Annotated in this window: 19 protein-coding genes; 17 read left to right on the top strand and 2 right to left on the bottom strand. The window is 52.8% G+C overall.

Going from position 1 to position 25,171, the window contains the following annotated elements; all coding sequences use genetic code 11:
• Positions 1-81: 81 nt before the first annotated feature.
• Positions 82-1,842, bottom strand: a complete 1,761-nt coding sequence (gene ycaO / locus FDW92_RS04600; protein WP_042310147.1) for a 30S ribosomal protein S12 methylthiotransferase accessory factor YcaO — start codon at positions 1,840-1,842, stop codon at positions 82-84.
• A gap of 135 nt (positions 1,843-1,977) precedes the next feature.
• On the opposite strand from ycaO, the gene FDW92_RS04595 reads away from it, so the two are divergent.
• The 13 genes from FDW92_RS04595 (at position 1,978) to FDW92_RS04535 (ending at position 16,949) form a co-directional block, all read left to right on the top strand.
• Positions 1,978-2,670: a DUF421 domain-containing protein gene (locus FDW92_RS04595; protein ID WP_042309456.1), complete on the top strand. Its 693-nt coding sequence runs from the start codon at positions 1,978-1,980 to the stop codon at positions 2,668-2,670.
• Positions 2,671-2,883: 213 nt separating this feature from the next.
• Complete coding sequence (serC, locus tag FDW92_RS04590) at positions 2,884-3,972, top strand: 3-phosphoserine/phosphohydroxythreonine transaminase (RefSeq protein ID WP_042309454.1); 1,089 nt, start codon at positions 2,884-2,886, stop codon at positions 3,970-3,972.
• Between the two features lie 68 nt (positions 3,973-4,040).
• Positions 4,041-5,324 carry a 3-phosphoshikimate 1-carboxyvinyltransferase gene (aroA, locus tag FDW92_RS04585; protein ID WP_042309453.1) on the top strand — a complete coding sequence of 428 codons (1,284 nt, stop codon included), beginning with the start codon at positions 4,041-4,043 and terminating at the stop codon, positions 5,322-5,324.
• Between the two features lie 171 nt (positions 5,325-5,495).
• Positions 5,496-6,179, top strand: a complete 684-nt coding sequence (gene cmk, locus FDW92_RS04580) for a (d)CMP kinase (protein ID WP_032939922.1) — start codon at positions 5,496-5,498, stop codon at positions 6,177-6,179.
• A gap of 113 nt (positions 6,180-6,292) precedes the next feature.
• A complete protein-coding gene (gene rpsA, locus FDW92_RS04575; RefSeq protein WP_003035776.1) occupies positions 6,293-7,966 on the top strand; it encodes a 30S ribosomal protein S1 in 1,674 nt (557 codons plus the stop codon).
• 159 nt (positions 7,967-8,125) lie between these two features.
• Positions 8,126-8,410, top strand: a complete 285-nt coding sequence (gene ihfB, locus FDW92_RS04570) for an integration host factor subunit beta (protein WP_003035780.1) — start codon at positions 8,126-8,128, stop codon at positions 8,408-8,410.
• Between the two features lie 205 nt (positions 8,411-8,615).
• A complete protein-coding gene (locus tag FDW92_RS04565; RefSeq protein WP_137400553.1) occupies positions 8,616-10,880 on the top strand; it encodes a ComEC family protein in 2,265 nt (754 codons plus the stop codon).
• A 36-nt stretch (positions 10,881-10,916) separates the two neighbouring features.
• A complete protein-coding gene (gene msbA / locus FDW92_RS04560) occupies positions 10,917-12,665 on the top strand; it encodes a lipid A ABC transporter ATP-binding protein/permease MsbA (protein WP_042309449.1) in 1,749 nt (582 codons plus the stop codon).
• Positions 12,662-13,639 carry a tetraacyldisaccharide 4'-kinase gene (gene lpxK / locus FDW92_RS04555; RefSeq protein ID WP_042309447.1) on the top strand — a complete coding sequence of 326 codons (978 nt, stop codon included), beginning with the start codon at positions 12,662-12,664 and terminating at the stop codon, positions 13,637-13,639. Before msbA ends, lpxK begins: the two co-directional genes overlap by 4 nt.
• Before the next feature lie 41 nt (positions 13,640-13,680).
• Entirely contained in the window at positions 13,681-14,913 is a 1,233-nt protein-coding gene (locus FDW92_RS04550; protein ID WP_042309446.1) for a winged helix-turn-helix domain-containing protein, read from the top strand.
• Positions 14,914-14,964: 51 nt separating this feature from the next.
• Positions 14,965-15,147 carry a protein YcaR gene (ycaR, locus tag FDW92_RS04545; RefSeq protein WP_003035793.1) on the top strand — a complete coding sequence of 61 codons (183 nt, stop codon included), beginning with the start codon at positions 14,965-14,967 and terminating at the stop codon, positions 15,145-15,147.
• Positions 15,144-15,890, top strand: coding sequence for a 3-deoxy-manno-octulosonate cytidylyltransferase (kdsB, locus tag FDW92_RS04540; RefSeq protein WP_042309444.1), 747 nt, complete (start codon positions 15,144-15,146; stop codon positions 15,888-15,890). Before ycaR ends, kdsB begins: the two co-directional genes overlap by 4 nt.
• 165 nt (positions 15,891-16,055) lie before the next feature.
• A complete protein-coding gene (locus tag FDW92_RS04535; RefSeq protein WP_038639330.1) occupies positions 16,056-16,949 on the top strand; it encodes a YcbJ family phosphotransferase in 894 nt (297 codons plus the stop codon).
• A 58-nt stretch (positions 16,950-17,007) separates the two neighbouring features.
• Here the strand turns inward: FDW92_RS04535 and elyC are convergent, their stop codons facing one another.
• Positions 17,008-17,772: an envelope biogenesis factor ElyC gene (gene elyC / locus FDW92_RS04530; protein ID WP_042309440.1), complete on the bottom strand. Its 765-nt coding sequence runs from the start codon at positions 17,770-17,772 to the stop codon at positions 17,008-17,010.
• Between the two features lie 135 nt (positions 17,773-17,907).
• On the opposite strand from elyC, the gene cmoM reads away from it, so the two are divergent.
• The 4 genes from cmoM to mukB are packed head-to-tail and all read left to right on the top strand — an operon-like array spanning position 17,908 to position 25,171.
• Entirely contained in the window at positions 17,908-18,711 is an 804-nt protein-coding gene (gene cmoM / locus FDW92_RS04525) for a tRNA uridine 5-oxyacetic acid(34) methyltransferase CmoM (RefSeq protein WP_137400552.1), read from the top strand.
• Positions 18,704-20,026, top strand: a complete 1,323-nt coding sequence (mukF, locus tag FDW92_RS04520; protein WP_042309436.1) for a chromosome partition protein MukF — start codon at positions 18,704-18,706, stop codon at positions 20,024-20,026. The genes cmoM and mukF overlap by 8 nt, the downstream gene beginning before the upstream one ends.
• Positions 20,007-20,711 (top strand): chromosome partition protein MukE, encoded by a 705-nt coding sequence (mukE, locus tag FDW92_RS04515; RefSeq protein WP_042309434.1) that lies wholly within the window; start codon positions 20,007-20,009, stop codon positions 20,709-20,711. The genes mukF and mukE overlap by 20 nt, the downstream gene beginning before the upstream one ends.
• A complete protein-coding gene (mukB, locus tag FDW92_RS04510; protein WP_042309432.1) occupies positions 20,711-25,171 on the top strand; it encodes a chromosome partition protein MukB in 4,461 nt (1,486 codons plus the stop codon). The genes mukE and mukB overlap by 1 nt, the downstream gene beginning before the upstream one ends.

Here is a 25,171-nt window from a genome sequence, read left to right as displayed (position 1 = left end):
AATAAAAAACAGGGCGCTTAAAGCGCCCCGTAATATAGCCCAGACAATACATTTAGCCTACTTAACGCAGGCTGTTTGGCACTATTTTGACCAGTGCGCTGCTTTCGCGCGCTGCAGTTTTTCATAGGCTTTCAGCAGAGACTGATGCGCCGGGAACGCGTGCAGATCGCTGTCTACTGGCTGAAGACCATAAAATGCGGCTTCACCACTCAATGCCGCACTTGCCGCTTCAACCGCATCGGCGCCGTACATGCGGACAAACGCGTTCAGATATTGCAGCGGCTGACGCTCCTCTTCCTGCGACAATAGCAGCAGCGTTTGCAGGCAACGGTAGTAGTTTGCACGTTCAGCGCTAAACACGGAGGCGTTGAATTCCATCGTCCATTCTGTCCATACCAGCGCTTGCTCCAGGTCACCACCGGCCAGCGCCAGCATCACTTTAAGCTCGCCAATGCGCAGGGTGTACCAACCGTTATCCGCACCGGTCGCCAGACCAAGCAGTTCGCGTACGCGGGTGAAGTCGTCAAAACCTTCTTCATCCAGTTGCTCGAGCAGATTGAGATAGTCTTCTTTATCCCACTCACTGCCAGGCAGAGAGAGGATTGTTTCGCGCAGATGGGCACCCATTGCGTTGTTGGCTAACCACAGATCTTCAGCCGGATAGATGTCAGACATGCCCGGAACGATAATGCGGCAGGCGTATACCCCCAGATGTTCGTAGTCGGCGATATACACTTCTTTATCTTCTGCGTTGAAGATGGCCATCAGGGTGGCGAACTCTTCTTCCGTAGTGCCGGAGAAATTCCAGTCAACGAACGGATAATCAGCATCCTGCTTGAACAGATCCCAGGAGATCAGACCGCTGGAATCAATGAAGTGGGTTTCAAGGTTAGTGTGTTCAGCCACTTCTTCATCGTCGAAGGTCGGCGGGGTGAAGACATCAAGATCTTTCAGGCCACGACCCTGCAGCAGTTCGGTAACGGTACGCTCCAGCGCAACACCGAAATCCGGGTGCGCGCCGAAGGACGCAAAGCAGGTACCGTTGGCCGGGTTGAACAGGACAACGCAAATCACCGGGTACTTGCCGCCCAGCGAGCCATCGTAGGCGAAAATCGGGAAACCTTCCGCTTCCAGTTTGGCGATAGACTCCACTACCGCCGGGTAGCGCGCCATCACCTCGGCCGGGATTTCCGGCAGACTAATGCTTTCCGCGATAATGCGGTTCTTCACATAACGTTCAAAGACTTCAGACAGGCCCTGAACGCGCGCTTCATTAGGCGTGTTACCCGCAGACATGCCGTTAGAAACGTACAGGTTGCCGATAATATTCATCGGAATATAGACGGTCTGGTTATCAGATTGACGGGTAAACGGCAGGCCGCAGACGCCACGATCTTCATTACCGGATTGCAGATCGATAAGCATGCTTCCGGTCAATTCGTTCTCTGGATCGTAAAACGCGCGCAGACGCGCATCCAGCAGACCTTCCGGCACGTCGTCGTCTTCCGTCAGCGGGAACCATTTTTCGTTCGGATAATGCACGAACGGGCCGTTGGCGATGGTTTCGCCGAGCCAGAAATCTGCAAAGAAGTAGTTCGTAGACAGACGCTCAAAATATTCACCCAGCGCGGAGGCCAGCGCCGCTTTTTTCGTCGCGCCTTTACCGTTGGTAAAGCACAGCGCGCATTCTTTGTCGCGAATATGCACAGACCAAACGTTAGGCACAGGGTTCAACCAGGAGGCTTCTTCAATCTGAAAACCAAGGTCGAGTAATTTTTGCTGGAAGCGAGCGATGGAGTCTTCCAGAGCGGCATCTTTGCCGGGAATAAATGTTTGCGTCATGAAAATCACTTTTGTCGTACGGAAAGCGCGCAATGATACGGGTTTTCAATGAACGGCGCTATCGCCGCCGGAGCCCAGGCGTAAATAAAACTATTGGCTATGCTTTCACACAGTCAACAATGTTAAGAGCACAAAATGAAAGCATTCGATTTACAGCGTATGGCACTGGATAAGGTGCCAATGGAGTTTCTTGGTGAGGTTGCGCTGCGCAGTCTCTATACCTTTATATTGGTTTTTCTGTTTTTAAAGCTTACAGGGCGGCGTGGCGTACGGCAGATGTCGCTTTTTGAAGTGCTGATTATTCTTACGCTGGGCTCTGCGGCGGGCGATGTTGCATTTTATGACGATGTGCCGATGATTCCGGTGCTGGTGGTTTTTATTACCCTGGCGCTGCTTTATCGTATTGTCATGTGGCTGATGTCACACAGCGAAAAGCTGGAAGATCTACTGGAAGGCAAGCCAGTGGTCATCATTGAAGACGGTGAATTGTCATGGTCAAAGCTTAATCGCGCCAATATGACGGAATTCGAATTCTTTATGGAGCTGCGTTTGAACGGCGTAGAGCAACTGGGGCAGGTGAAACTCGCTATTCTGGAGACGAATGGGCAGATCAGCGTTTACTTCTTTGCCGATGAAGACGTAAAACCGGGACTCAGTATCCTGCCTAAACATTGTACACAGCGATTTAAGGTGGTGCCTGAAACAGGCGACTATGCATGTGTACGGTGTAGTGAAGTGGTGCAAATGAGCGCGGGGGATCATCAATTATGTCCGCGCTGCGCAAATCCAGAATGGTCGAAGGCCAGTCGGGCAAAACGGGTCACCTGACAGCGAAAATATCGGTTTTTGTCCGTCAATCCGATAGATTCTGTTGTGTGATCGATGACTCATTTTTACCCCAGCCAGTTTTACCCATTGCGGCGCGTGTCACTGAATGATAAAACCGATATCCACAGGAATAACTTATACCCAATGTCTGTCGCAGGATTATCGTCAATGACAGGATGTTGATTGGATAACAACACAACGTGGTGAGGGGAAATGGCTCAGGTCTTCAATTTTAGTTCAGGTCCGGCAATGCTACCGGCGGAAGTACTTAAACTGGCTCAACAGGATCTTCGCGACTGGAACGGTCTTGGCACGTCGGTCATGGAAATTAGCCACCGGGGCAAAGAGTTTATCCAGGTGGCAGAGGAAGCAGAGCAGGATTTTCGCGATCTTCTCAGCATCCCCTCCAACTATAAAGTGTTGTTCTGTCATGGCGGTGGCCGTGGACAATTCGCCGGTATCCCGTTAAATATTCTCGGTGATAAAACGACGGCGGATTACGTCGATGCCGGTTACTGGGCCGCCAGTGCAATTAAAGAAGCGAAAAAGTACTGCACGCCAAACGTTATCGATGCCAAAGTCACCGTTGACGGTCTGCGCGCTGTTAAGCCAATGAGCGAATGGCAGCTTTCTGACAACGCCGCCTATCTGCACTATTGCCCGAATGAAACCATCGATGGCATTGCGATTGATGAAACGCCGAACTTTGCCAGCAATGTGGTCGTCACGGCGGATCTCTCTTCTACCATCCTCTCCGCGCCGCTTGATGTTAACCGCTATGGCGTAATCTATGCCGGGGCGCAGAAAAACATTGGTCCTGCGGGACTGACGATTGTCATTGTACGAGAAGATCTGCTGGGTAAAGCGCATGTTTCATGCCCGTCAATCCTCGACTACACCGTGCTGAATGACAACGACTCCATGTTCAACACGCCGCCAACCTTTGCCTGGTATCTGTCTGGTCTGGTCTTTAAGTGGCTGAAAGAGCAGGGCGGTGTTAATGCGATGAATAAAATTAACCAGCAAAAAGCAGAGCTGTTGTATGGCGTGATCGACAACAGCGACTTCTATCGTAACGATGTCGCGAAGTCGAACCGTTCACGTATGAACGTCCCGTTCCAACTGGCTGACAGCGCCCTGGATAAACTCTTCCTGGAGGAGTCTTTCGCTGCGGGGCTGCATGCGCTGAAAGGCCATCGTGTGGTCGGCGGTATGCGTGCGTCTATCTATAATGCGATGCCGCTTGAAGGCGTAAAAGCACTGACCGATTTCATGGTCGATTTCGAACGCCGCCGCGGTTAATCTGCTGTACTTTTCATCCCCACAGCCCGCCTGTGGGGTTTTTATATCTGTTTTGAGAGTTGAGTTTCATGGAATCCCTGACGTTACAACCCATTGCGCGGGTGGATGGCACCATCAATCTGCCTGGATCCAAAAGTGTATCTAACCGCGCTTTGCTGCTGGCCGCATTAGCAAATGGCACCACTGTTCTGACCAACCTGCTGGACAGCGACGATGTCCGTCATATGCTCAATGCATTGAATGCGTTAGGGATTAGCTATACCCTTTCCGCCGATCGCACTCGCTGCGAGATTATCGGCAACGGTGGCGCATTACATGCCGAAGGGGCAGTGGAACTGTTTCTTGGCAATGCCGGAACCGCTATGCGTCCACTGGCCGCGGCGCTGTGTCTGGGCAGTAATGACATCGTGTTGACGGGCGAACCGCGCATGAAGGAGCGTCCGATTGGCCATCTGGTTGATGCGTTGCGCCAGGGGGGGGCCGGCATTGAGTACCTGGAGCAGGAAAACTATCCTCCGCTTCGTCTGCGCGGTGGTTTTAGCGGCGGTCAGGTTGAGGTGGACGGCAGCGTATCCAGCCAGTTCCTCACTGCGTTACTGATGACTGCACCGCTGGCGCCGCAGGATACAACGATCGCCATTAAAGGCGAGCTGGTATCCAAACCTTATATTGATATCACCCTGAATCTGATGAAGACGTTTGGTGTTGAAATTGAGAATCAGAACTACCAGCGCTTTGTTGTGCAGGGGCAGCAGCAGTATCAGTCACCGGGTGCCTATCTGGTTGAGGGCGATGCTTCTTCTGCTTCATACTTCCTCGCGGCAGGCGCCATTAAAGGTGGTACAGTAAAAGTCACTGGCATTGGCCGCAACAGTATGCAGGGCGATATTCGCTTCGCTGATGTACTGGAAAAAATGGGCGCGACCATTACCTGGGGCGATGACTTTATTGCCTGTACTCACGGTGAACTGAACGCTGTGGATATGGATATGAACCATATTCCCGACGCGGCGATGACTATTGCCACGACCGCGCTGTTTGCTAAAGGCACCACAACCCTACGCAACATCTACAACTGGCGCGTCAAAGAGACCGACCGTCTGTTTGCAATGGCGACGGAATTACGCAAAGTGGGCGCGGAAGTTGAAGAGGGGCATGACTTCATCCGCATCACACCACCAGCGACGCTGCAGTTTGCGGATATCGCAACCTATAACGATCACCGTATGGCGATGTGTTTCTCGCTGGTGGCGCTGTCTGACACCCCTGTGACCATTCTTGACCCCAAATGTACCGCCAAAACCTTCCCGGATTATTTCGAACAACTGGCGCGTATTAGCGCGCCGGCCTGATTTTATTGCCGCACTATCAGGTGCGGCACATTCTGTCATCCCTGATTGTCTATTTCTTCTACACTCAGCTTCAATGATTCTGCATTTTTCACACAAAGATAACGATCGTTGCCGTTGGCGCGTATAATGCGCGGCGTTCACGTTAACGTATGCCCGTTTAAGGAGAAAAAGATGACGGCAATTGCCCCGGTTATTACCATTGATGGCCCAAGCGGTGCAGGTAAAGGCACCTTGTGCAAGGCAATGGCGGAAGCATTGCAGTGGCATCTGTTAGATTCAGGCGCGATCTATCGCGTACTGGCGCTCGCAGCGTTACATCATCATGTCGATGTTACCTCTGAAGATGCTCTGGTACCGCTTGCCTCACACCTGGATGTGCGTTTTATCTCAACGGACGGCAACCTGGAAGTCATTCTGGAAGGTGAAGATGTTAGTGGCGAAATCCGCACTCAGGAAGTGGCGAACGCCGCATCCCAGGTGGCTGCTTTTCCCCGCGTGCGCGAAGCGCTTTTACGTCGTCAACGCGCGTTTCGCGAAGCGCCTGGCCTGATTGCCGACGGACGCGATATGGGAACCGTCGTGTTCCCGGATGCGCCGGTGAAAATTTTTCTGGACGCCTCCTCGCACGAACGTGCGCATAGACGTATGCTACAGTTGCAGGAGAAGGGCTTTAGTGTTAACTTTGAACGCCTTTTGGCCGAGATCGAAGAACGCGATTACCGCGATCGTAACCGCGCTGTAGCGCCGCTGGTTCCCGCTGCTGATGCTTTAGTTTTGGATTCAACCCGATTAAGCATTGAGCAAGTGATTGAAAAAGCGTTACAATATGCGCGCCAAAAACTGGCACTCGCTTAAGTGCGACCGAATTTGCAGTACCCCCGTTGCAATGGACTGACAGCGGGTATGTTAAACAACCCCATCCGGCATGGAGCCAGGTGGACGTTAAATATGAAACCTGAAGATTAAACATGACTGAATCTTTTGCTCAACTGTTTGAAGAATCCTTAAAAGAAATCGAAACCCGTCCGGGTTCCATCGTTCGTGGTGTTGTTGTTGCTATCGACAAAGACGTAGTACTGGTTGACGCCGGTCTGAAATCTGAGTCCGCCATTCCGGCAGAGCAGTTCAAAAACGCCCAGGGCGAACTGGAAATCCAGGTTGGTGACGAAGTTGACGTTGCTCTGGATGCAGTAGAAGACGGCTTCGGTGAAACCCTGCTGTCCCGTGAGAAAGCTAAACGTCACGAAGCTTGGATCACGCTGGAAAAAGCTTACGAAGAAGCTGCAACCGTTACTGGTGTTATCAATGGCAAAGTCAAGGGTGGCTTCACTGTTGAGCTGAATGGTATTCGCGCGTTCCTGCCGGGTTCCCTGGTAGACGTTCGTCCGGTCCGCGACACGCTGCACCTGGAAGGCAAAGAGCTTGAGTTCAAAGTCATCAAGCTGGATCAGAAGCGTAACAACGTTGTTGTTTCCCGTCGTGCCGTTATCGAATCCGAAAACAGCGCAGAACGCGATCAGCTGCTGGAAAACCTGCAGGAAGGCATGGAAGTTAAAGGTATCGTTAAGAACCTCACTGACTACGGTGCATTCGTTGATCTGGGTGGCGTTGACGGCCTGCTGCACATCACCGACATGGCATGGAAACGCGTTAAGCATCCGAGCGAAATCGTAAACGTTGGCGACGAAATCACTGTTAAAGTGCTGAAGTTCGACCGCGAGCGTACTCGTGTATCTCTGGGCCTGAAACAGCTGGGCGAAGATCCATGGGTAGCTATCGCTAAGCGTTATCCGGAAGGTACCAAACTGACTGGTCGCGTGACCAACCTGACCGACTACGGCTGCTTCGTTGAAATCGAAGAAGGCGTTGAAGGCCTGGTTCACGTTTCCGAGATGGATTGGACCAACAAAAACATCCACCCGTCCAAAGTTGTTAACGTTGGCGATGTAGTGGAAGTTATGGTTCTGGATATCGACGAAGAACGTCGTCGTATCTCCCTGGGTCTGAAGCAGTGCAAAAACAACCCATGGCAGCAGTTCGCGGAAACCCACAACAAGGGCGACCGTGTTGAAGGTAAAATCAAGTCTATCACTGACTTCGGTATCTTCATCGGCCTGGACGGCGGCATCGACGGCCTGGTTCACCTGTCTGACATCTCCTGGAACGTTGCAGGCGAAGAAGCAGTACGTGAATACAAAAAAGGCGACGAAATCGCAGCAGTTGTTCTGCAGGTTGACGCAGAGCGTGAGCGTATCTCTCTGGGCGTTAAACAGCTCGCAGAAGATCCGTTCAACAACTGGGTTGCACTGAACAAGAAAGGCGCAATCGTAAACGGTAAAGTCACTGCAGTTGACGCTAAAGGCGCAACCGTAGAACTGGCTGACGGCGTTGAAGGTTACCTGCGCGCTTCTGAAGCTTCCCGTGACCGCGTTGAAGATGCAACTCTGGTTCTGAGCGTAGGCGACGACGTTGAAGCTAAATTCACCGGCGTTGATCGTAAGAACCGTGCAATCAGCCTGTCTGTTCGTGCTAAAGACGAAGCTGATGAGAAAGATGCAATCGCAACTGTTAACAAACAGGAAGATGCAAACTTCTCTAACAACGCAATGGCTGAAGCTTTCAAAGCAGCTAAAGGCGAGTAATATCGAGTTCTCTAAATCCTTTGTGCCGTTAACAGCACAAAGGGTGACGAGTAGCTTGACAGATTACAGGATTCGTCCTGTAATCAATGACAAAGGGCGGCTACGGCCGCCCTTAATCAATGCAGCAGCTAATTATGCCTTTAAGGAACCGGAGGAATCATGACCAAGTCAGAATTGATTGAAAGACTTGCAACCCAGCAACCTCATATTCCCGCGAAAGCGGTTGAAGATGCAGTAAAAGAGATGCTGGAACATATGGCCTCGACTCTTGCGCAGGGCGAGCGTATTGAAATCCGCGGTTTCGGCAGCTTCTCTTTGCATTACCGCGCACCTCGCACCGGACGTAATCCGAAGACCGGCGATAAAGTGGATCTGGAAGGGAAATACGTTCCGCACTTTAAACCAGGTAAAGAACTGCGCGATCGCGCCAATATTTACGGTTAAGTTTTTAGCGAGACTTAACGCCGAGAAAAGCACCTGTATGGGTGCTTTTTTCATTTCTGCAGGTTCATACTGGAATCCTCATCCCAGTTAATTCGCACGTTACATCCGCTGCTGAATATCAGCGGAACGCGTGCCGTATAACAGTAAATTGTCGCCAGACAACCGTTGAGTATTACTGCACACTTCCCGCAACAGGGAGGTATTGATGAAAATAACAACGGTGAGTACGTGTGCATTGTGCGGCATTCTCCCTCTGATGCTATTACCCGCGCTGCCTGAAATGCTGAGCATCGGCGTTGTATTTTGTCTGGCATGTCTGCTCTGTCTTTTTCCCCACAAACATATGCGTCTCGCCGGATTAACCCTGCTGTTTTTACTTTGGGGAATAATGGCGGCGAAAGATGCGCTTTGGGCGGGTAATACGCTTCCTGCTAAAAACCAGCAGGCAATCGTGCGCATAACCGGAACCGACAATATGACCACGCACTATGGTCAGATCACGCACCTGCAGGGGCGGCGAATCTTTCCAGCGCAAGGAATTGTTCTGTATGGGGAGTACCTGCCCGGCGACGTTTGCGCGGGCCAGACATGGGCGATGACGCTTAAAGTTCGCGCTGTACACGGCCAATTGAACGAGGGGGGATTTGACAGTCAACGTTATGCGTTAGCACAGCATCAGCCGCTGACGGGACGGTTCTTGCAGGCTTCGGTCATCGCGCCACAATGTAGCTTACGTTCGAAGTATCTCTCTTCGTTGAAAATCCAGCTCGCCAACTATCCCTGGCAGCAGGTCATACTGGGGCTGGGTATGGGGGAGCGCCTGTCCGTGTCACAAGAGGTAAAAGCCATTATGCGTGATACCGGCACAGCGCATTTGATGGCTATCTCCGGGCTGCATATTGCGTTTGCCGCACTTCTGGCGGGAGGACTGATTCGCGGTGGACAATTTTTTATGCCAACCAAATGGATTTGCTGGCAGGTTCCGTTGGTTGGCGGGATTATCTGCGCGACATTCTATGCCTGGTTAACGGGGCTTCAGCCTCCTGCATTGCGCACGATTGTCGCGCTGATGGTCTGGGGGGCGCTGAAGCTAAGCGGCAGGCAGTGGAGCGGATGGTCGGTCTGGGTCTGTTGTCTCGCAGCCATCGTGGTGGCGGATCCTCTCGCTATTCTGTCACAGAGTCTGTGGTTATCTGCTTTTGCCGTCGCGGCGCTGATATTCTGGTATCAGTGGGTACCTTTACCTGCCTGGTCTCTCTCTCGCATTGGACGCATACTGCTGGCCCTCGCGCATCTGCAACTGGGGATCACGATTCTGCTTCTGCCTGTGCAAATTTCGATGTTTCACGGCATCAGCCTGACTTCATTGGTGGCTAATTTATTTGCCGTACCGCTGGTCACGTTTGTTTCCGTACCGCTGATATTAGCCGGCATGCTGGTGCATTTAACCAGTCTGGGAGGGCTGGAATCGGGACTGTGGTATTTAGCCGATCGCTCTCTGGCGCTGTTATTTTGGGGACTTAATGCTCTGCCTCAAGGCTGGATCAATATAGATGCTCGCTGGCAATGGCTTGCATTGGCACCTGGGCTGATGCTCATCGCATGGCGACTGAATGCCTGGCGTACTCTACCGATGCTTTGTTTCACAGTGCTATTTTTGCTGAGTGAACCGCTCTGGCGGGCGCCACGCACGGATGCATGGCAAGTGCATATGCTGGACGTCGGGCAGGGACTGGCGATGGTGATCGCCCGCAATGGGAAAGCAATTCTATATGATACGGGGCTGGCATGGCCTGAGGGAGATAGCGCGCAGCAATTGATCATTCCCTGGTTACGCTGGCACAACCTCAAGCCAGAAGGGATAATTTTAAGCCACGAGCATATGGATCACCGGGGTGGGTTGCGCTCGCTGCAACAAGCATGGCCATTCTTATGGATAAGAAGCCCACTAGGCTGGAAAGGTCATCTCCCGTGTTTTCGCGGGGAACGCTGGCAATGGCAAGGATTAACGTTCAGTGCACACTGGCCCCTGCGCGGAAATAAAGCGCGGGGGAATAACCAATCCTGCGTGGTTAAAGTCGATGACGGATACCAGAGTATTCTTCTGACCGGTGATATTGAGTCTCCCGCTGAACAAAAAATGCTAAGTCACTACTGGTCTCATCTGCAGTCAACTGTCATGCAGGTTCCACACCATGGCAGCAATACTTCGTCATCACTGGCGCTGATTCAGCGTGTTGGCGGACAGGCGGCGTTGGCCTCGGCATCCCGTTACAATGCCTGGCGACTGCCATCCTGGAAGGTGAAGCGGCGCTATCGGCAACAAGATTATCAATGGCTGGACACGCCACATCAGGGGCAGATTACGCTGGATTTTTACCCACAAACCTGGCAAATGCGCAGCATGCGGGATCAGATTTTACCCCGTTGGTATCATCAGTGGTTTGGCGTGTCGGAGGATAACGGGTAGAATATGCGGCTATTCTAACAAATGCTGGTTTTTTGAATGCATAACGATAAAGATCTCTCTACGTGGCAGACGTTTCGCCGACTATGGCCAACCATAGCGCCTTTTAAATCGGGTCTGATCGTGGCGGGTATAGCGTTAGTCCTTAACGCGGCCAGCGATACCTTCATGTTATCGCTCCTCAAGCCATTACTGGATGATGGTTTTGGTAAAACTGACCGCTCGGTGCTGCTGTGGATGCCGCTGGTGGTCATTGGGCTGATGATAGTTCGTGGTTTAACCAGCTATGTCTCCAGCTATTGTATCTCATGGGTGTCGGGTAAAGTGGTTATGACCATGCGCCGTCGCCTGTTTGGTCACATGATGGGCATGCCAGTCTCCTTTTTTGATAAACAGTCTACAGGTACGTTGCTGTCACGTATTACCTATGATTCAGAGCAGGTAGCGTCATCGTCTTCCGGCGCGCTGATCACCGTGGTACGTGAAGGGGCCTCAATTATTGGCCTGTTCATCATGATGTTCTATTACAGCTGGCAGCTGTCATTGATTCTGATAGTACTGGCGCCAATTGTATCAGTGGCGATTCGTGTGGTTTCTAAGCGCTTTCGTAGCATCAGTAAAAACATGCAAAACACCATGGGGCAGGTTACGACCAGTGCGGAGCAGATGCTGAAAGGCCACAAAGAAGTTCTGATTTTTGGTGGGCAGGAAGTCGAAACTAAACGCTTTGATAAAGTCAGCAACAAGATGCGTTTACAGGGTATGAAGATGGTTTCCGCCTCTTCGATCTCCGATCCTATCATCCAGTTGATTGCGTCTCTGGCTCTGGCCTTCGTGTTATATGCAGCCAGTTTCCCAAGCGTCATGGAAAACCTGACGGCAGGGACCATTACCGTTGTCTTCTCGTCAATGATCGCGCTGATGCGTCCGTTGAAATCGCTAACTAACGTCAACGCGCAGTTCCAGCGTGGTATGGCGGCATGCCAGACCTTATTCACGATTCTGGATAGCGAACAGGAGAAAGACGAAGGTAAACGCGTTATCGAACGCGCTACCGGCGATCTGGAATTCCGCAATGTGACCTTTACTTATCCAGGACGTGAAGTCCCTGCGCTGCGTAACATCAACCTGAATATTCCGGCGGGTAAAACCGTCGCTCTGGTTGGTCGTTCGGGTTCAGGTAAATCTACCATCGCCAGTCTGATCACGCGCTTCTACGATATCGATGAAGGGCAGATTCTGATGGACGGACACGATCTGCGCGAATATACCCTGGCATCACTGCGCGATCAGGTTGCTTTGGTTTCGCAGAATGTGCACCTGTTTAATGATACGGTCGCGAATAACATCGCCTACGCGCGTACCGATTTATACAGCCGTGAGCAGATTGAAAAAGCGGCGCAGATGGCCTATGCCATGGATTTCATCAATAAGATGGATAATGGTCTGGATACGGTGATTGGTGAAAACGGCGTATTGCTTTCCGGCGGACAGCGTCAACGTATCGCTATCGCTCGTGCCTTACTGCGTGACAGCCCGATCCTGATCCTTGATGAAGCTACGTCGGCTCTTGATACTGAATCTGAACGCGCGATTCAGGCTGCACTGGATGAGCTACAGAAAAACCGTACTTCTCTGGTCATTGCACACCGTCTTTCTACCATTGAGCAGGCGGACGAAATCATCGTGGTGGAAGACGGGGTGATTGTTGAGCGCGGAACCCATAACGAGCTGATTGAGCAACGCGGCGTGTATGCGCAATTACACAAAATGCAATTTGGTCAATGATCGCACGTATCTGGTCTGGTGAATCGCCGCTGTGGCGCTTATTACTTCCACTCTCCTGGCTGTATGGTCTGGTGAGTGGGGGGATCCGCTTATGCTACAAGCTTGGGCTCAAGCGCGCATGGCGCGCGCCAGTACCCGTTGTCGTAGTGGGAAATCTTACCGCAGGCGGGAACGGTAAAACGCCGGTGGTGATTTGGCTGGTTGAACGACTACAGCAACGTGGTATCCGCGTGGGCGTGGTTTCTCGTGGTTATGGCGGAAAAGCCGCGGCTTACCCGCTGTTGCTGACAACGGATACCACAACTGCAGAAGCGGGCGATGAACCAGTGCTCATCTACCAGCGTACAGGCGTGCCTGTAGCGGTCTCTCCGAACAGAGCGGATGCGGTAAAAGCCATTTTGGCGCATCATGATGTGCAGATTATTGTGACGGACGATGGTCTACAGCATTATCGTCTGGCGCGAGATATTGAAATCGTGGTGATTGACGGCGAACGTCGGTTTGGCAATGGCTGGTGGCTTCCGGCCGGTCCAATGCGGGAACGCGCAGGTCGGCTTAAATCGGTGGATGCGACAATCGTTAACGGTGGCAGTCCGCAGCCGGGGGAGATCCCCATGCGACTTGAACCCGGGCTGGCCGTTAATTTACGCACGGGTGAACGTCGTGATGTGGCAAAGCTAAGCAATATAGTTGCCATGGCGGGTATTGGCCATCCGCCCCGTTTTTTTGCCACGCTTGAAGCGTGCGGAGCCAAACCACAAAAATGTATTGCGCTGGCAGATCATCAATCTCTGACCTACAGTGACGTCAGTGCGTTTTCAGACGCAGGGCAAACGCTGGTGATGACGGAAAAAGATGCGGTTAAATGCCGCGCATTTGCTGATGATAACTGGTGGTATTTACCCGTGGACGCACATTTGTCAGGCGAACGGCCTGATATGTTGCTGGATAGCTTAATCTCGCTGACTCGCTAACGGATTCAAGCTGCGGCAGCGAATCATTTATGAGGTCATAAATGTCGTTGCCGCACCTTTCTCTGACGGATGCTCGTCATCTTCATCTTGCCGCCCAAGGACTGCTGAAAAAAACACGCCGCCGGGCATCTCCTGCCGATATTCTTGCCACCATTTCGCGCATGTCTTTATTGCAAATCGATACCATTAATATTGTGGCGCGTAGTCCTTACCTGGTGCTGTTCAGTCGATTGGGTGATTATTCCCCGCAATGGCTGGATGACTCGCTACGGCAGGGTGAACTGATGGAGTACTGGGCGCACGAGGCCTGTTTTATGCCGCGCAGTGACTTTATGCTGATACGCCACCGCATGCTGGCGCCGGAGAAAATGGGCTGGAAATATAAAGCGGCGTGGATGACAGAACATGCCCATGAGATTGAGCAATTGCTCCAGCATATCCACCATAACGGGCCGGTACGCTCAGTCGATTTTGAACATCCACGTAAGGGAGCCAACGGCTGGTGGGAATGGAAGCCGCATAAGCGACACCTTGAAGGACTGTTTACTGCCGGGAAAGTGATGGTGGTGGAGCGGCGTAGTTTCCAGCGAGTCTATGATTTAACCCATCGCGTCATGCCGCACTGGGATGATGAACGTGACAGGCTTTCACAAGAGGAAGCCGAAATTATCATGCTGGATAACAGCGCCCGCAGTCTGGGGATTTTTCGCGAGCAGTGGCTGGCAGACTACTACCGCCTGAAGCGCCCGGCGTTGAAAAACTGGTGTGACGTGCGCAAGGAACAGCAACAAATTATTCCTGTCGATGTTGAAGGGCTGGGAACCCTGTGGTTGCATAGCGATCTTCAACCGCAGCTTGAGCAGGCACTGGCGGGGAAATTAACGGCAACGCATAGCACGGTTTTATCACCTTTTGATCCGGTGGTCTGGGATCGCAAACGGGCAGAGCAGCTATTCGATTTTAGCTATCGGCTGGAATGTTATACGCCAGCAGCGAAACGTCAGTACGGTTATTTTGTCCTGCCGTTGCTGCATCGTGGACAGTTAGTGGGGAGGATGGATGCCAAAATGCACCGTAAAACAGGTGTGCTGGAGGTGATTTCTCTATGGTTACAGGATGGGGTCAAACCTGGCGTTACTCTGCAAAAAGGGTTGTTCCAGGCGATTGATGATTTTGCCCGCTGGCAGCAGGCAACGCGCGTGACGCTGGGGCGCTGCCCAGAAGGTTTATTTGCTGGCGCACGTCATGGTTGGGAAATAGCCCCAGCCCGTTAAGCGATTATGTTAATATTTACGGATTCACAATCCGGTCCATCTGGAGGAACTATGGATCATCGTCTGCTTGAAATCATTGCCTGCCCGGTATGCAATGGCAAACTCTGGTTTAACCAGGAAAAACAGGAACTGATTTGTAAACTGGATAACCTTGCTTTCCCACTGCGTGATGGCATTCCCGTTTTACTGGAAACCGAAGCCCGTGTTCTGACTGCGGATGAGAGTAAATCATGAGTTTTGTGGTCATTATTCCTGCGCGTTATGCGTCCACACGTTTGCCGGGCAAGCCGCTGCTGGATATTAACGGCAAGCCGATGATCGTGCATGTGCTGGAGCGTGCGCGTGAATCTGGCGCTGAACGCATTATCGTTGCCACCGATCATGAAGATGTCGCTCGTGCGGTAGAAGCGGTGGGGGGGGAAGTCTGCATGACCCGTGCCGATCACCAGTCTGGTACCGAGCGTCTGGCGGAAGTCGTCGAGAAATGTGGCTTTAGCGATGATACCGTTATTGTGAACGTTCAGGGTGATGAGCCGATGATCCCAGCGGTCATTATTCGTCAGGTGGCCGAAAATCTGGCGCAACGCCAGGTTGGCATGGCGACCCTTGCGGCTCCCATTCATAGTGCGGAAGAAGCATTTAATCCGAATGCGGTTAAAGTCGTTCTGGACAACGAAGGCTATGCGCTCTATTTTTCACGCGCAACCATCCCCTGGGATCGTGACCGTTTTGCCAAAAGCCTGGAAACGGTAGGCGATACCTTCCTGCGTCATCTGGGGATTTACGGTTATCGCGCAGGTTTTATTCGCCGCTATGTTAACTGGCAGCCCAGCCCGCTTGAGCATATTGAAATGCTGGAGCAACTGCGTGTGCTGTGGTACGGCGAAAAAATTCACGTGGCCGTCGCTAAAGAAGTACCGGGTACTGGCGTAGACACTGCCGAGGATCTTGAGCGCGTTCGCGCCGAAATGCGTTAGTTTTTCTCATGGCACTCCCCCCATAATGCCGCGTATTTTTGGGAGGAGTGTCGTATCGTTACGTTTTCCCTGTGCTTTTCTTTTCATCAATTGATCTCATCCGGGTGACATCTGTCTGCGCGACGCTCATTATGAAAGCAGTAGCTTTTATGAGGGCAATCTGAAATGGAACAGTTGCGTGCCGAACTCAGCCATCTGCTGGGTGAAAAACTCAGTCGTATTGAATGCGTGAATGAGAAAGTGGATACCGCTCTGTGGTCACTGTACGACAGTCAGGGTAATCCGATGCCGCTGATGGCGAGAAGTTTCACCACGCCGGGGATGGCGCAGCAGCTGGCATGGAAAACCTCCATGCTGGCGCGCAGTGGCACGGTACGTATGCCGGTCATTTATGGCGTCTTAACGCATGAGGAGCATCCCGGTCCTGATGTGCTCTTGCTTGAGCGTCTACGCGGCGTGCCGGTGGAAGCGCCTGCCCGAACGCCCGAGCGCTGGGAACATTTAAAAGATCAAATCGTAGAAGGTTTGCTGTCATGGCATCGGCAGGATAGCCGCGGCTGCGTGGGAGCGGTGGATAACACGCAAGAGAATATCTGGCCGTCCTGGTATCGCCAGCGTGTCGAGGTATTGTGGAGCACGTTGAATCAGTTCAACAATACTGGGCTGACGATGCAGGACAAGCGGATTCTGTTCCGTACCCGTGAATGTTTACCCGACTTATTTGCCGGATTTAATGATAACTGCGTGCTGATCCACGGCAATTTCAGTTTACGCAGCATGCTCAAAGATGCTCGTAGCGATCAGCTCCTGGCGATGGTGGGACCGGGCTTGATGCTATGGGCGCCAAGAGAATATGAATTGTTCCGCTTAATGGACAATGCGCTGGCGGAAAGCCTGCTTTGGCAATATCTGCAACGCGCGCCAGTGGCGGAGTCATTCATCTGGCGGCGCTGGTTGTATGTGTTATGGGATGAGGTGGCGCAACTGGTCAATACCGGACGCTTTAATCGTTCCAACTTTGATCTGGCGACAAAATCACTGCTGCCGTGGCTCGCCTGACTATCCGGCCTGGAATTCTGCGCTGAATCTGTAGGCCTGATAAGAGGCAACATTTCTGTCAATGTTCCCTTCCTTTCAGCCACTGCCAGATGCGTCCCAGCGTTTCGTATCCGACACGATCGCTGTGCATTAACCAGACGGGCGAGGGAATTGCCCGCTCCCATGGATTAAGCGGGGAATCAATCGCTAACTGATTGGCAGGTGCTGGCAGCGGGTGTAGCCCGGCCTGCTGGAAGAAAATCATGGCACGCGGTAAGTGCGATGCGGAGGTCACCAGCAGAAACGGCGCGTTGCCGATGGCCTGCTTTACTGCCACTGCTTCTTCTTCAGTATCTTTGGGTTGATCCAGCGTGATGATGTCACCCGGCGGCACCCCCAGCGACTGTGCTACGCGGGCGCCGGCTTCCGCGGTACTAACGTTATTCGTTTTTGCGGCGGCACCGGTAAAGATAAGCTTCGACCCTGGATTCGCGCGCCATAGGCGAATACCTTCATTCAAACGTGGAAGGCTATTGCTAATCAGGTTTGAACTCGGCGCCCACTGTGGGTTCCAGGTATATCCTCCGCCCAGCACCACAACATATTCTACTTTTTGCGTATCCTGCCAGGTGGGATAGCTATCCTCAATAGGTTTCAGCAAGCTGTCGGCGACGGGTTGCAAGCTCAGGAGTAATAGCGCCAGCCAACTCAGGCTGATACACACTTTCCCTGTTTTTTGAAAGCGGCTAAACCAGACCAGCGCCAGGCCAATACCCATCATCGTTAGCATCAGCGGAAGCGGCAGCATCATACCGCCAATCACTTTCTTCAGCGTAAAAAGCATCCTTTTTGGTTCCTTTTTTAACCATACAGCAGGGGATCTGCAGGGATATTACACCAGGAAGGTTCATTCTCGGCGTGGGTGTGACAAAATAGCGGTTTTACTTAGTCACCCTAAAGCCAGCATGTGGAGAGCCCGATGCGGGATCGCAATTTTGATGACATTGCAGAGAAGTTTTCCCGTAACATTTACGGCACCACCAAAGGTCAATTAAGACAGGCTATCCTTTGGCAGGATTTGGATCGATTATTAGCGACATTCGGTGAGCAAAAATTGCACATTCTGGATGCCGGCGGTGGTGAAGGGCAAACGGCCATCAAGATGGCGCAACGTGGGCACTTCGTGACATTATGCGATCTGTCAGGCGAAATGATCGCCCGTGCGAAACAGGCGGCAGAGGCAAAAGGTGTGAGCGGAAACATGCATTTTATACAATGCGCCGCTCAGGACGTTACTGCGCATTTGGAAACCCCGGTTGATCTGATATTGTTTCATGCTGTGCTGGAATGGGTGACGGATCCCGTCAGCGTATTACAGACGCTGTGGTCAGTATTGCGTCCCGGCGGCGCGCTGTCGTTAATGTTCTACAATGCTAACGGTCTGTTGATGCATAACATGGTCGCAGGGAACTTTGACTATGTGCAGGTGGGGATGCCGAAACGTAAAAAGCGTACGCTTTCACCGGACTACCCACGCGATCCGGGGCAGGTTTACCAGTGGCTGGAAGAGATCGGTTGGCAGGTAACGAGTAAAACAGGCGTCCGTGTGTTTCATGATTATCTGCGGGATAAGCATAAACAGCATGACGACTACGAAATGTTACTTGAGTTAGAAACGCGCTATTGCCGCCAGGAACCGTATATCAGCCTTGGGCGCTATATTCATGTCACCGCGATTAAAAGTCCGGCCCGAGCCGCAGATGCAAGGATAACCTATGAGTGAATTTTCCCAGACAGTCCCCGAACTGGTTGCCTGGGCCAGAAAAAATGACTTCTCCATCTCTCTGCCGGTAGACAGACTTTCGTTCCTGCTGGCGGTCGCCACTCTGAACGGCGAGCGACTTGACGGCGAGATGAGTGAAGGTGAGCTGGTGGATGCGTTCCGCCATGTGAGTGATGCGTTTGAGCAAACCAGCGAAACCATTGGTGTACGCGCGAACAACGCGATCAACGATATGGTGCGTCAACGTCTGCTGAACCGCTTTACCAGCGAGCAGGCAGAAGGAAACGCGATTTATCGTTTGACGCCGCTCGGCATTGGCATCACCGATTATTATATTCGTCAACGCGAATTCTCTACACTGCGTCTTTCTATGCAGTTGTCGATTGTGGCCGGTGAATTGAAGCGCGCGGCGGATGCGGCAGCGGAAGGTGGCGATGAGTTTCACTGGCATCGCAATGTATATGCGCCATTGAAATATTCGGTGGCGGAGATTTTTGACAGTATCGATCTCACCCAGCGCATCATGGATGAACAGCAGCAGCAGGTGAAAGACGATATCGCGCAGTTGCTGAACAAAGACTGGCGGGCGGCGATTTCCAGCTGTGAACTGCTGCTTTCTGAAACTTCCGGGACGCTGCGCGAACTGCAGGATACGTTGGAAGCGGCGGGGGATAAGCTACAGGCAAACCTGTTACGCATCCAGGATGCCACGATGACGCATGACGATTTGCATTTTGTCGACAGGCTGGTGTTTGACTTACAAAGCAAACTCGACCGCATTATCAGTTGGGGTCAGCAGTCTATTGATTTGTGGATTGGTTACGATCGTCATGTGCATAAGTTTATCCGTACCGCGATTGATATGGATAAAAACCGCGTCTTTGCCCAGCGTTTGCGCCAGTCCGTGCAGACTTATTTTGACGAACCGTGGGCGCTGACTTATGCCAATGCCGACCGTCTGCTCGATATGCGTGATGAAGAGATGGTCCTGCGTGACGAAGAGGTCACCGGTGAACTTCCGACAGATCTGGAATATGAAGAGTTTAACGAGATCCGTGAGCAACTGGCGGCGATCATCGAAGAACAGTTGGCTATCTACAAATCCAGACAAACGCCACTGGATCTCGGTTTGGTAGTGCGCGAGTATCTGGCGCAATATCCACGTGCGCGTCACTTCGACGTCGCGCGTATTGTTATCGATCAGGCGGTACGTCTTGGCGTAGCGCAAGCAGATTTCACCGGACTGCCAGCTAAATGGCAGCCGATTAATGATTACGGAGCCAAGGTACAGGCGCATGTCATTGACAAATATTGAACAAGTGATGCCGGTAAAGCTGGCGCAGGCGCTGGCGAATCCGTTATTTCCGGCGCTGGATAGCGCCTTACGTTCGGGCCGACATATCGGCCTGGATGAACTGGATAATCATGCCTTCCTGATGGATTTTCAGGAGTATTTTGAAGAATTTTACAGCCGCTATAACGTGGAACTGATCCGCGCGCCGGAAGGGTTCTTCTATCTTCGCCCGCGTTCAACGACGCTCATTCCGCGTTCGGTTCTGTCCGAACTGGACATGATGGTGGGTAAAATTCTTTGCTATCTCTATCTCAGCCCGGAACGCCTGGCGAATGAAGGGATTTTTACCCAACAAGAGTTGTACGACGAGCTGTTGACGCTGGCGGACGAAGCGAAACTGCTGAAGTTGGTGAACAATCGTTCAACCGGTTCGGACGTTGACCGTCAGAAGCTACAGGAAAAGGTACGTTCTTCGCTAAACCGTCTGCGTCGCTTAGGCATGGTGTGGTTTCTGGGCCACGACAGCAGCAAATTCCGTATTACGGAATCGGTCTTCCGCTTTGGCGCGGACGTGCGCAGCGGTGACGATCCGCGTGAAGCCCAGCGTCGCTTAATTCGTGATGGCGAAGCGATGCCGGTCGAAAACCGCCTGCAGCTTAACGATGAGCCCGAAGAGAATCAGCCGGACAGTGGAGAAGAAGAATAATGATTGAACGCGGTAAATTTCGCTCACTTACGCTGATTAACTGGAATGGTTTTTTTGCCCGTACGTTCGACCTGGATGAACTGGTTACCACGCTGTCCGGTGGTAACGGTGCGGGTAAATCCACGACCATGGCGGCATTTGTTACGGCGCTCATCCCGGATTTAACCCTGCTGCATTTCCGTAATACCACCGAAGCCGGTGCGACCAGCGGTTCACGTGACAAAGGTCTGCACGGTAAGCTCAAAGCGGGTGTCTGTTACTCAATGCTTGACGTCCTCAACTCCCGCCATCAGCGCGTGGTTGTCGGCGTTCGTCTGCAACAGGTTGCCGGTCGCGATCGTAAAGTGGATATCAAGCCGTTTGCCATTCAGGGGCTACCGATGTCGGTGCAGCCCACTCAGTTGGTTACGGAAACGCTGAATGAACGCCAGGCGCGCGTCCTGTCTCTCCCTGAGCTGAAAGAGAAGCTTGATGAGATGGAAGGCGTGCAGTTTAAGCAGTTCAACTCGATAACGGATTATCACTCGCTGATGTTCGATCTGGGCATCATTGCCCGTCGTCTGCGCTCTGCGTCCGATCGTAGTAAATTCTATCGTCTGATTGAAGCCTCGCTGTATGGCGGTATCTCCAGCGCCATTACTCGCTCACTGCGTGATTACCTGCTGCCAGAAAACGGTGGCGTGCGCAAAGCGTTCCAGGATATGGAAGCCGCGCTGCGTGAAAACCGCATGACGCTGGAAGCGATTCGCGTAACCCAGTCTGACCGCGATCTGTTTAAGCATTTGATCAGCGAAGCGACCAACTATGTGGCAGCGGATTATATGCGCCATGCCAACGAGCGCCGTATTCATCTGGATAAAGCGCTGGAATATCGTCGTGAACTGCATACCTCACGCAAGCAGTTGGCTGCTGAGCAGTATAAACACGTAGATATGGCGCGCGAGCTGGGCGAGCACAACGGTGCGGAAGGCGATCTGGAAGCTGATTACCAGGCGGCAAGCGATCACCTCAATCTGGTGCAAACCGCGCTGCGTCAGCAGGAAAAAATTGAACGCTATGAAGCGGATCTCGAAGAATTACAGGTCCGTCTCGAAGAGCAAAATGAAGTGGTCGCGGAAGCCGTTGACCGCCAGGATGAAAACGAAGCCCGCGCGGAAGCTGCTGAGCTGGAGGTGGATGAGCTGAAAAGTCAGCTTGCCGATTACCAGCAGGCGCTGGATGTCCAGCAAACGCGAGCTATCCAGTATGCCCAGGCAATTCAGGCGTTAAGCCGGGCCAAAGAGCTGTGTCACTTACCGGATCTGACAGCCGACAGCGCTGCTGAATGGCTGGAAACCTTCCAGGCCAAAGAGCAGGAAGCTACAGAAAAACTGTTGACGCTGGAACAAAAAATGAGCGTGGCGCAAACCGCGCACAGTCAGTTTGAACAGGCTTATCAGCTGGTGGCGGCGATCAACGGCCCACTGGCGCGTAGTGAGGCCTGGAGCGTGGCGCGTGAACTGCTGCGGGAAGGTGTTGAGCAGCGTCACCTGGCGGAACAGGTTCAGCCGTTGCGTATGCGTCTTAGCGAACTGGAGCAGCGTCTGCGCGAGCAGCAGGACGCCGAGCGGCTGCTGGCTGAATTCTGCAAACGCCAGGGTAAACAGTTCGATATTGATGAACTGGAAGCGCTACATCAGGAACTGGAAGCGCGTATCGCCGCCTTGTCGGACAGCGTATCGTCCGCCAGCGAACAGCGAATGACGTTGCGTCAGGAACAGGAACAGCTGCAGTCGCGTATCCAGCATTTGATGAAACGCGCACCGGTCTGGCTGGCCGCGCAAAATAGCCTGAATCAACTTAGCGAACAGTGCGGCGAAGAGTTTACCTCCAGCCAGGACGTGACCGAGTATCTGCAGCAATTGCTGGAGCGCGAGCGTGAAGCCATTGTTGAGCGCGATGAAGTTGGCGCGCGCAAAAACGCGGTTGATGAAGAAATTGAACGTTTAAGTCAGCCGGGCGGGGCGGAAGATCAACGTCTGAACGCGCTGGCGGAACGCTTCGGTGGCGTGCTGCTGTCAGAAATTTATGACGACGTTAGCCTTGAAGATGCGCCGTACTTCTCCGCGCTGTACGGCCCCTCACGCCATGCTATCGTGGTGCCGGATCTGTCGCTGATTACCGAACAGCTTGAAGGACTGACGGATTGTCCGGAAGATCTCTATTTTATCGAAGGGGATCCGCAGTCATTTGATGACAGCGTTTTCAGCGTCGATGAGCTGGAAAAAGCGGTGGTGGTGAAAACCGCCGAGCGCCAGTGGCGTTATTCCCGCTTCCCGACGGTGCCGATTTTTGGTCGTGCGGCGCGCGAAAGCCGTATCGAAACCCTGCATGCCGAGCGTGAAGGGCTGTCTGAACGTTTTGCCACGCTCTCTTTTGACGTCCAGAAAACCCAGCGTCTGCATCAGGCGTTCAGCCGCTTTATCGGCAGCCATTTGTCAGTGGCGTTTGAAGCCGATCCAGAAGCCGAAATTCGTCAGTTGAACAGCCGCCGCGTTGAGCTGGAGCGTGCGCTGACCAATCATGAAAATGATAACCAGCAAAGCCGTATGCAGTTTGAACAGGCGAAAGAGGGGGTTTCTGCGCTGAACCGCCTGCTGCCGCGTTTGAATCTGCTGGCCGATGAAACGCTGGCCGATCGCGTGGACGAAATTCGCGAGCGTCTGGATGAAGCTCAGGAAGCGGCGCGTTTTGTGCAGCAGCACGGTAATCAGTTAGCCAAACTGGAACCGATGGTTTCGGTTCTGCAAAATGACCCTGAGCAGTTTGAACAACTGAAGGAAGATTACGCGTATTCCCAGCAGATGCAGCGTGATGCGCGTCAGCAGGCGTTTGCGCTGACTGAGGTCGTACAACGCCGGGCGCACTTTAGCTATTCCGATTCAGCCGAAATGCTGAGCGGCAACAGCGATCTGAACGAAAAACTGCGCCAGCGTCTGGAACAGGCGGAAGCTGAACGTACCCGCGCTCGTGAAGCGCTGCGCAGCCACGCCGCGCAGTTAAGCCAGTACAACCAGGTCATGGCGTCGCTGAAAAGCTCCTATGACACTAAAAAAGAACTGCTCAACGATTTACAACGTGAACTGCAGGATATCGGCGTTCGTGCTGACAGCGGCGCGGAAGAGCGTGCCCGTATCCGTCGTGATGAACTGCATGCGCAGCTCAGTAACAACCGTGCGCGCCGTAACCAACTGGAAAAAGCGCTGACCTTCTGCGAAGCGGAGATGGATAACCTGACCCGCAAATTGCGCAAACTGGAACGCGATTATTTTGAGATGCGCGAACAGGTAGTCACCGCGAAAGCCGGCTGGTGTGCGGTCATGCGCATGGTGAAAGACAATGGCGTTGAACGCCGTCTGCACCGTCGCGAGCTGGCGTATCTTTCTGGCGATGAACTGCGTTCGATGTCGGATAAGGCGTTGGGCGCGCTGCGTCTGGCGGTGGCGGATAACGAACACCTGCGTGATGTGTTGCGCATGTCTGAAGATCCGAAGCGCCCGGAGCGTAAAATTCAGTTCTTTGTCGCGGTTTATCAGCATCTGCGTGAACGTATTCGTCAGGATATTATTCGTACCGACGATCCGGTGGAAGCGATTGAACAGATGGAGATCGAACTGAGCCGTTTGACGGAAGAATTAACCTCGCGTGAACAGAAGCTGGCGATCAGCTCCCGCAGCGTGGCGAACATCATTCGTAAGACGATTCAGCGCGAACAAAACCGTATCCGTATGTTGAACCAGGGTCTGCAAAGCGTATCGTTTGGCCAGGTAAATAGCGTTCGTCTGAACGTCAACGTGCGTGAAACCCACGCCACCTTGCTGGACGTACTTTCCGAGCAGCATGAACAGCATCAGGATCTGTTTAACAGCAACCGTCTGACCTTCTCTGAAGCGCTGGCGAAGCTGTATCAGCGTCTGAATCCGCAGATTGATATGGGGCAACGCACGCCGCAAACCATTGGTGAAGAGCTGCTGGACTACCGTAACTATCTGGAAATGGAAGTCGAGGTTAACCGTGGTTCAGACGGCTGGCTGCGTGCTGAATCTGGCGCACTGTCAACGGGTGAGGCGATCGGTACCGGGATGTCTATTCTGGTGATGGTTGTGCAGAGCTGGGAAGACGAAGGTCGCAGACTGCGCGGTAAAGATATCTCGCCTTGTCGTCTGCTGTTCCTTGATGAAGCTGCGCGACTTGATGCCCGATCTATCGCGACCCTGTTTGAACTGTGCGAGCGTTTGCAGATGCAACTGATTATCGCTGCGCCGGAAAACATCAGCCCGGAGAAAGGCACCACCTATAAACTGGTACGTAAAGTCTTCCAGAACACCGAGCATGTTCACGTGGTGGGCCTGCGCGGGTTTGCCCCGCAGTTACCTGAGCCACTGCCAGGAACGGAAGACGCTTCCTCGCAGGCAAGCTAA

This window comes from Citrobacter sp. wls706 (genome assembly GCF_005281305.1).
Classification (GTDB): domain Bacteria; phylum Pseudomonadota; class Gammaproteobacteria; order Enterobacterales; family Enterobacteriaceae; genus Citrobacter; species Citrobacter werkmanii.
The sequence above is the reverse complement of the archived record's forward strand: the minus strand, read 5'-3'. Positions and strand labels throughout refer to the sequence as shown.

Coding starts and splice junctions, on each gene's coding strand:
- lpxK (WP_042309447.1), top strand. CDS start 12,662: ATGATCGCACGTATCTGGTCTGGTGAATCGCCGCTGTGGCGCTTATTA.
- FDW92_RS04535 (WP_038639330.1), top strand. CDS start 16,056: ATGGAACAGTTGCGTGCCGAACTCAGCCATCTGCTGGGTGAAAAACTC.
- FDW92_RS04550 (WP_042309446.1), top strand. CDS start 13,681: ATGTCGTTGCCGCACCTTTCTCTGACGGATGCTCGTCATCTTCATCTT.
- kdsB (WP_042309444.1), top strand. CDS start 15,144: ATGAGTTTTGTGGTCATTATTCCTGCGCGTTATGCGTCCACACGTTTG.
- serC (WP_042309454.1), top strand. CDS start 2,884: ATGGCTCAGGTCTTCAATTTTAGTTCAGGTCCGGCAATGCTACCGGCG.
- msbA (WP_042309449.1), top strand. CDS start 10,917: ATGCATAACGATAAAGATCTCTCTACGTGGCAGACGTTTCGCCGACTA.
- cmk (WP_032939922.1), top strand. CDS start 5,496: ATGACGGCAATTGCCCCGGTTATTACCATTGATGGCCCAAGCGGTGCA.
- mukF (WP_042309436.1), top strand. CDS start 18,704: ATGAGTGAATTTTCCCAGACAGTCCCCGAACTGGTTGCCTGGGCCAGA.
- rpsA (WP_003035776.1), top strand. CDS start 6,293: ATGACTGAATCTTTTGCTCAACTGTTTGAAGAATCCTTAAAAGAAATC.
- ycaR (WP_003035793.1), top strand. CDS start 14,965: ATGGATCATCGTCTGCTTGAAATCATTGCCTGCCCGGTATGCAATGGC.
- cmoM (WP_137400552.1), top strand. CDS start 17,908: ATGCGGGATCGCAATTTTGATGACATTGCAGAGAAGTTTTCCCGTAAC.
- aroA (WP_042309453.1), top strand. CDS start 4,041: ATGGAATCCCTGACGTTACAACCCATTGCGCGGGTGGATGGCACCATC.
- FDW92_RS04565 (WP_137400553.1), top strand. CDS start 8,616: ATGAAAATAACAACGGTGAGTACGTGTGCATTGTGCGGCATTCTCCCT.
- elyC (WP_042309440.1), bottom strand. CDS start 17,772: ATGCTTTTTACGCTGAAGAAAGTGATTGGCGGTATGATGCTGCCGCTT.
- ycaO (WP_042310147.1), bottom strand. CDS start 1,842: ATGACGCAAACATTTATTCCCGGCAAAGATGCCGCTCTGGAAGACTCC.
- mukE (WP_042309434.1), top strand. CDS start 20,007: ATGTCATTGACAAATATTGAACAAGTGATGCCGGTAAAGCTGGCGCAG.
- FDW92_RS04595 (WP_042309456.1), top strand. CDS start 1,978: ATGAAAGCATTCGATTTACAGCGTATGGCACTGGATAAGGTGCCAATG.
- mukB (WP_042309432.1), top strand. CDS start 20,711: ATGATTGAACGCGGTAAATTTCGCTCACTTACGCTGATTAACTGGAAT.
- ihfB (WP_003035780.1), top strand. CDS start 8,126: ATGACCAAGTCAGAATTGATTGAAAGACTTGCAACCCAGCAACCTCAT.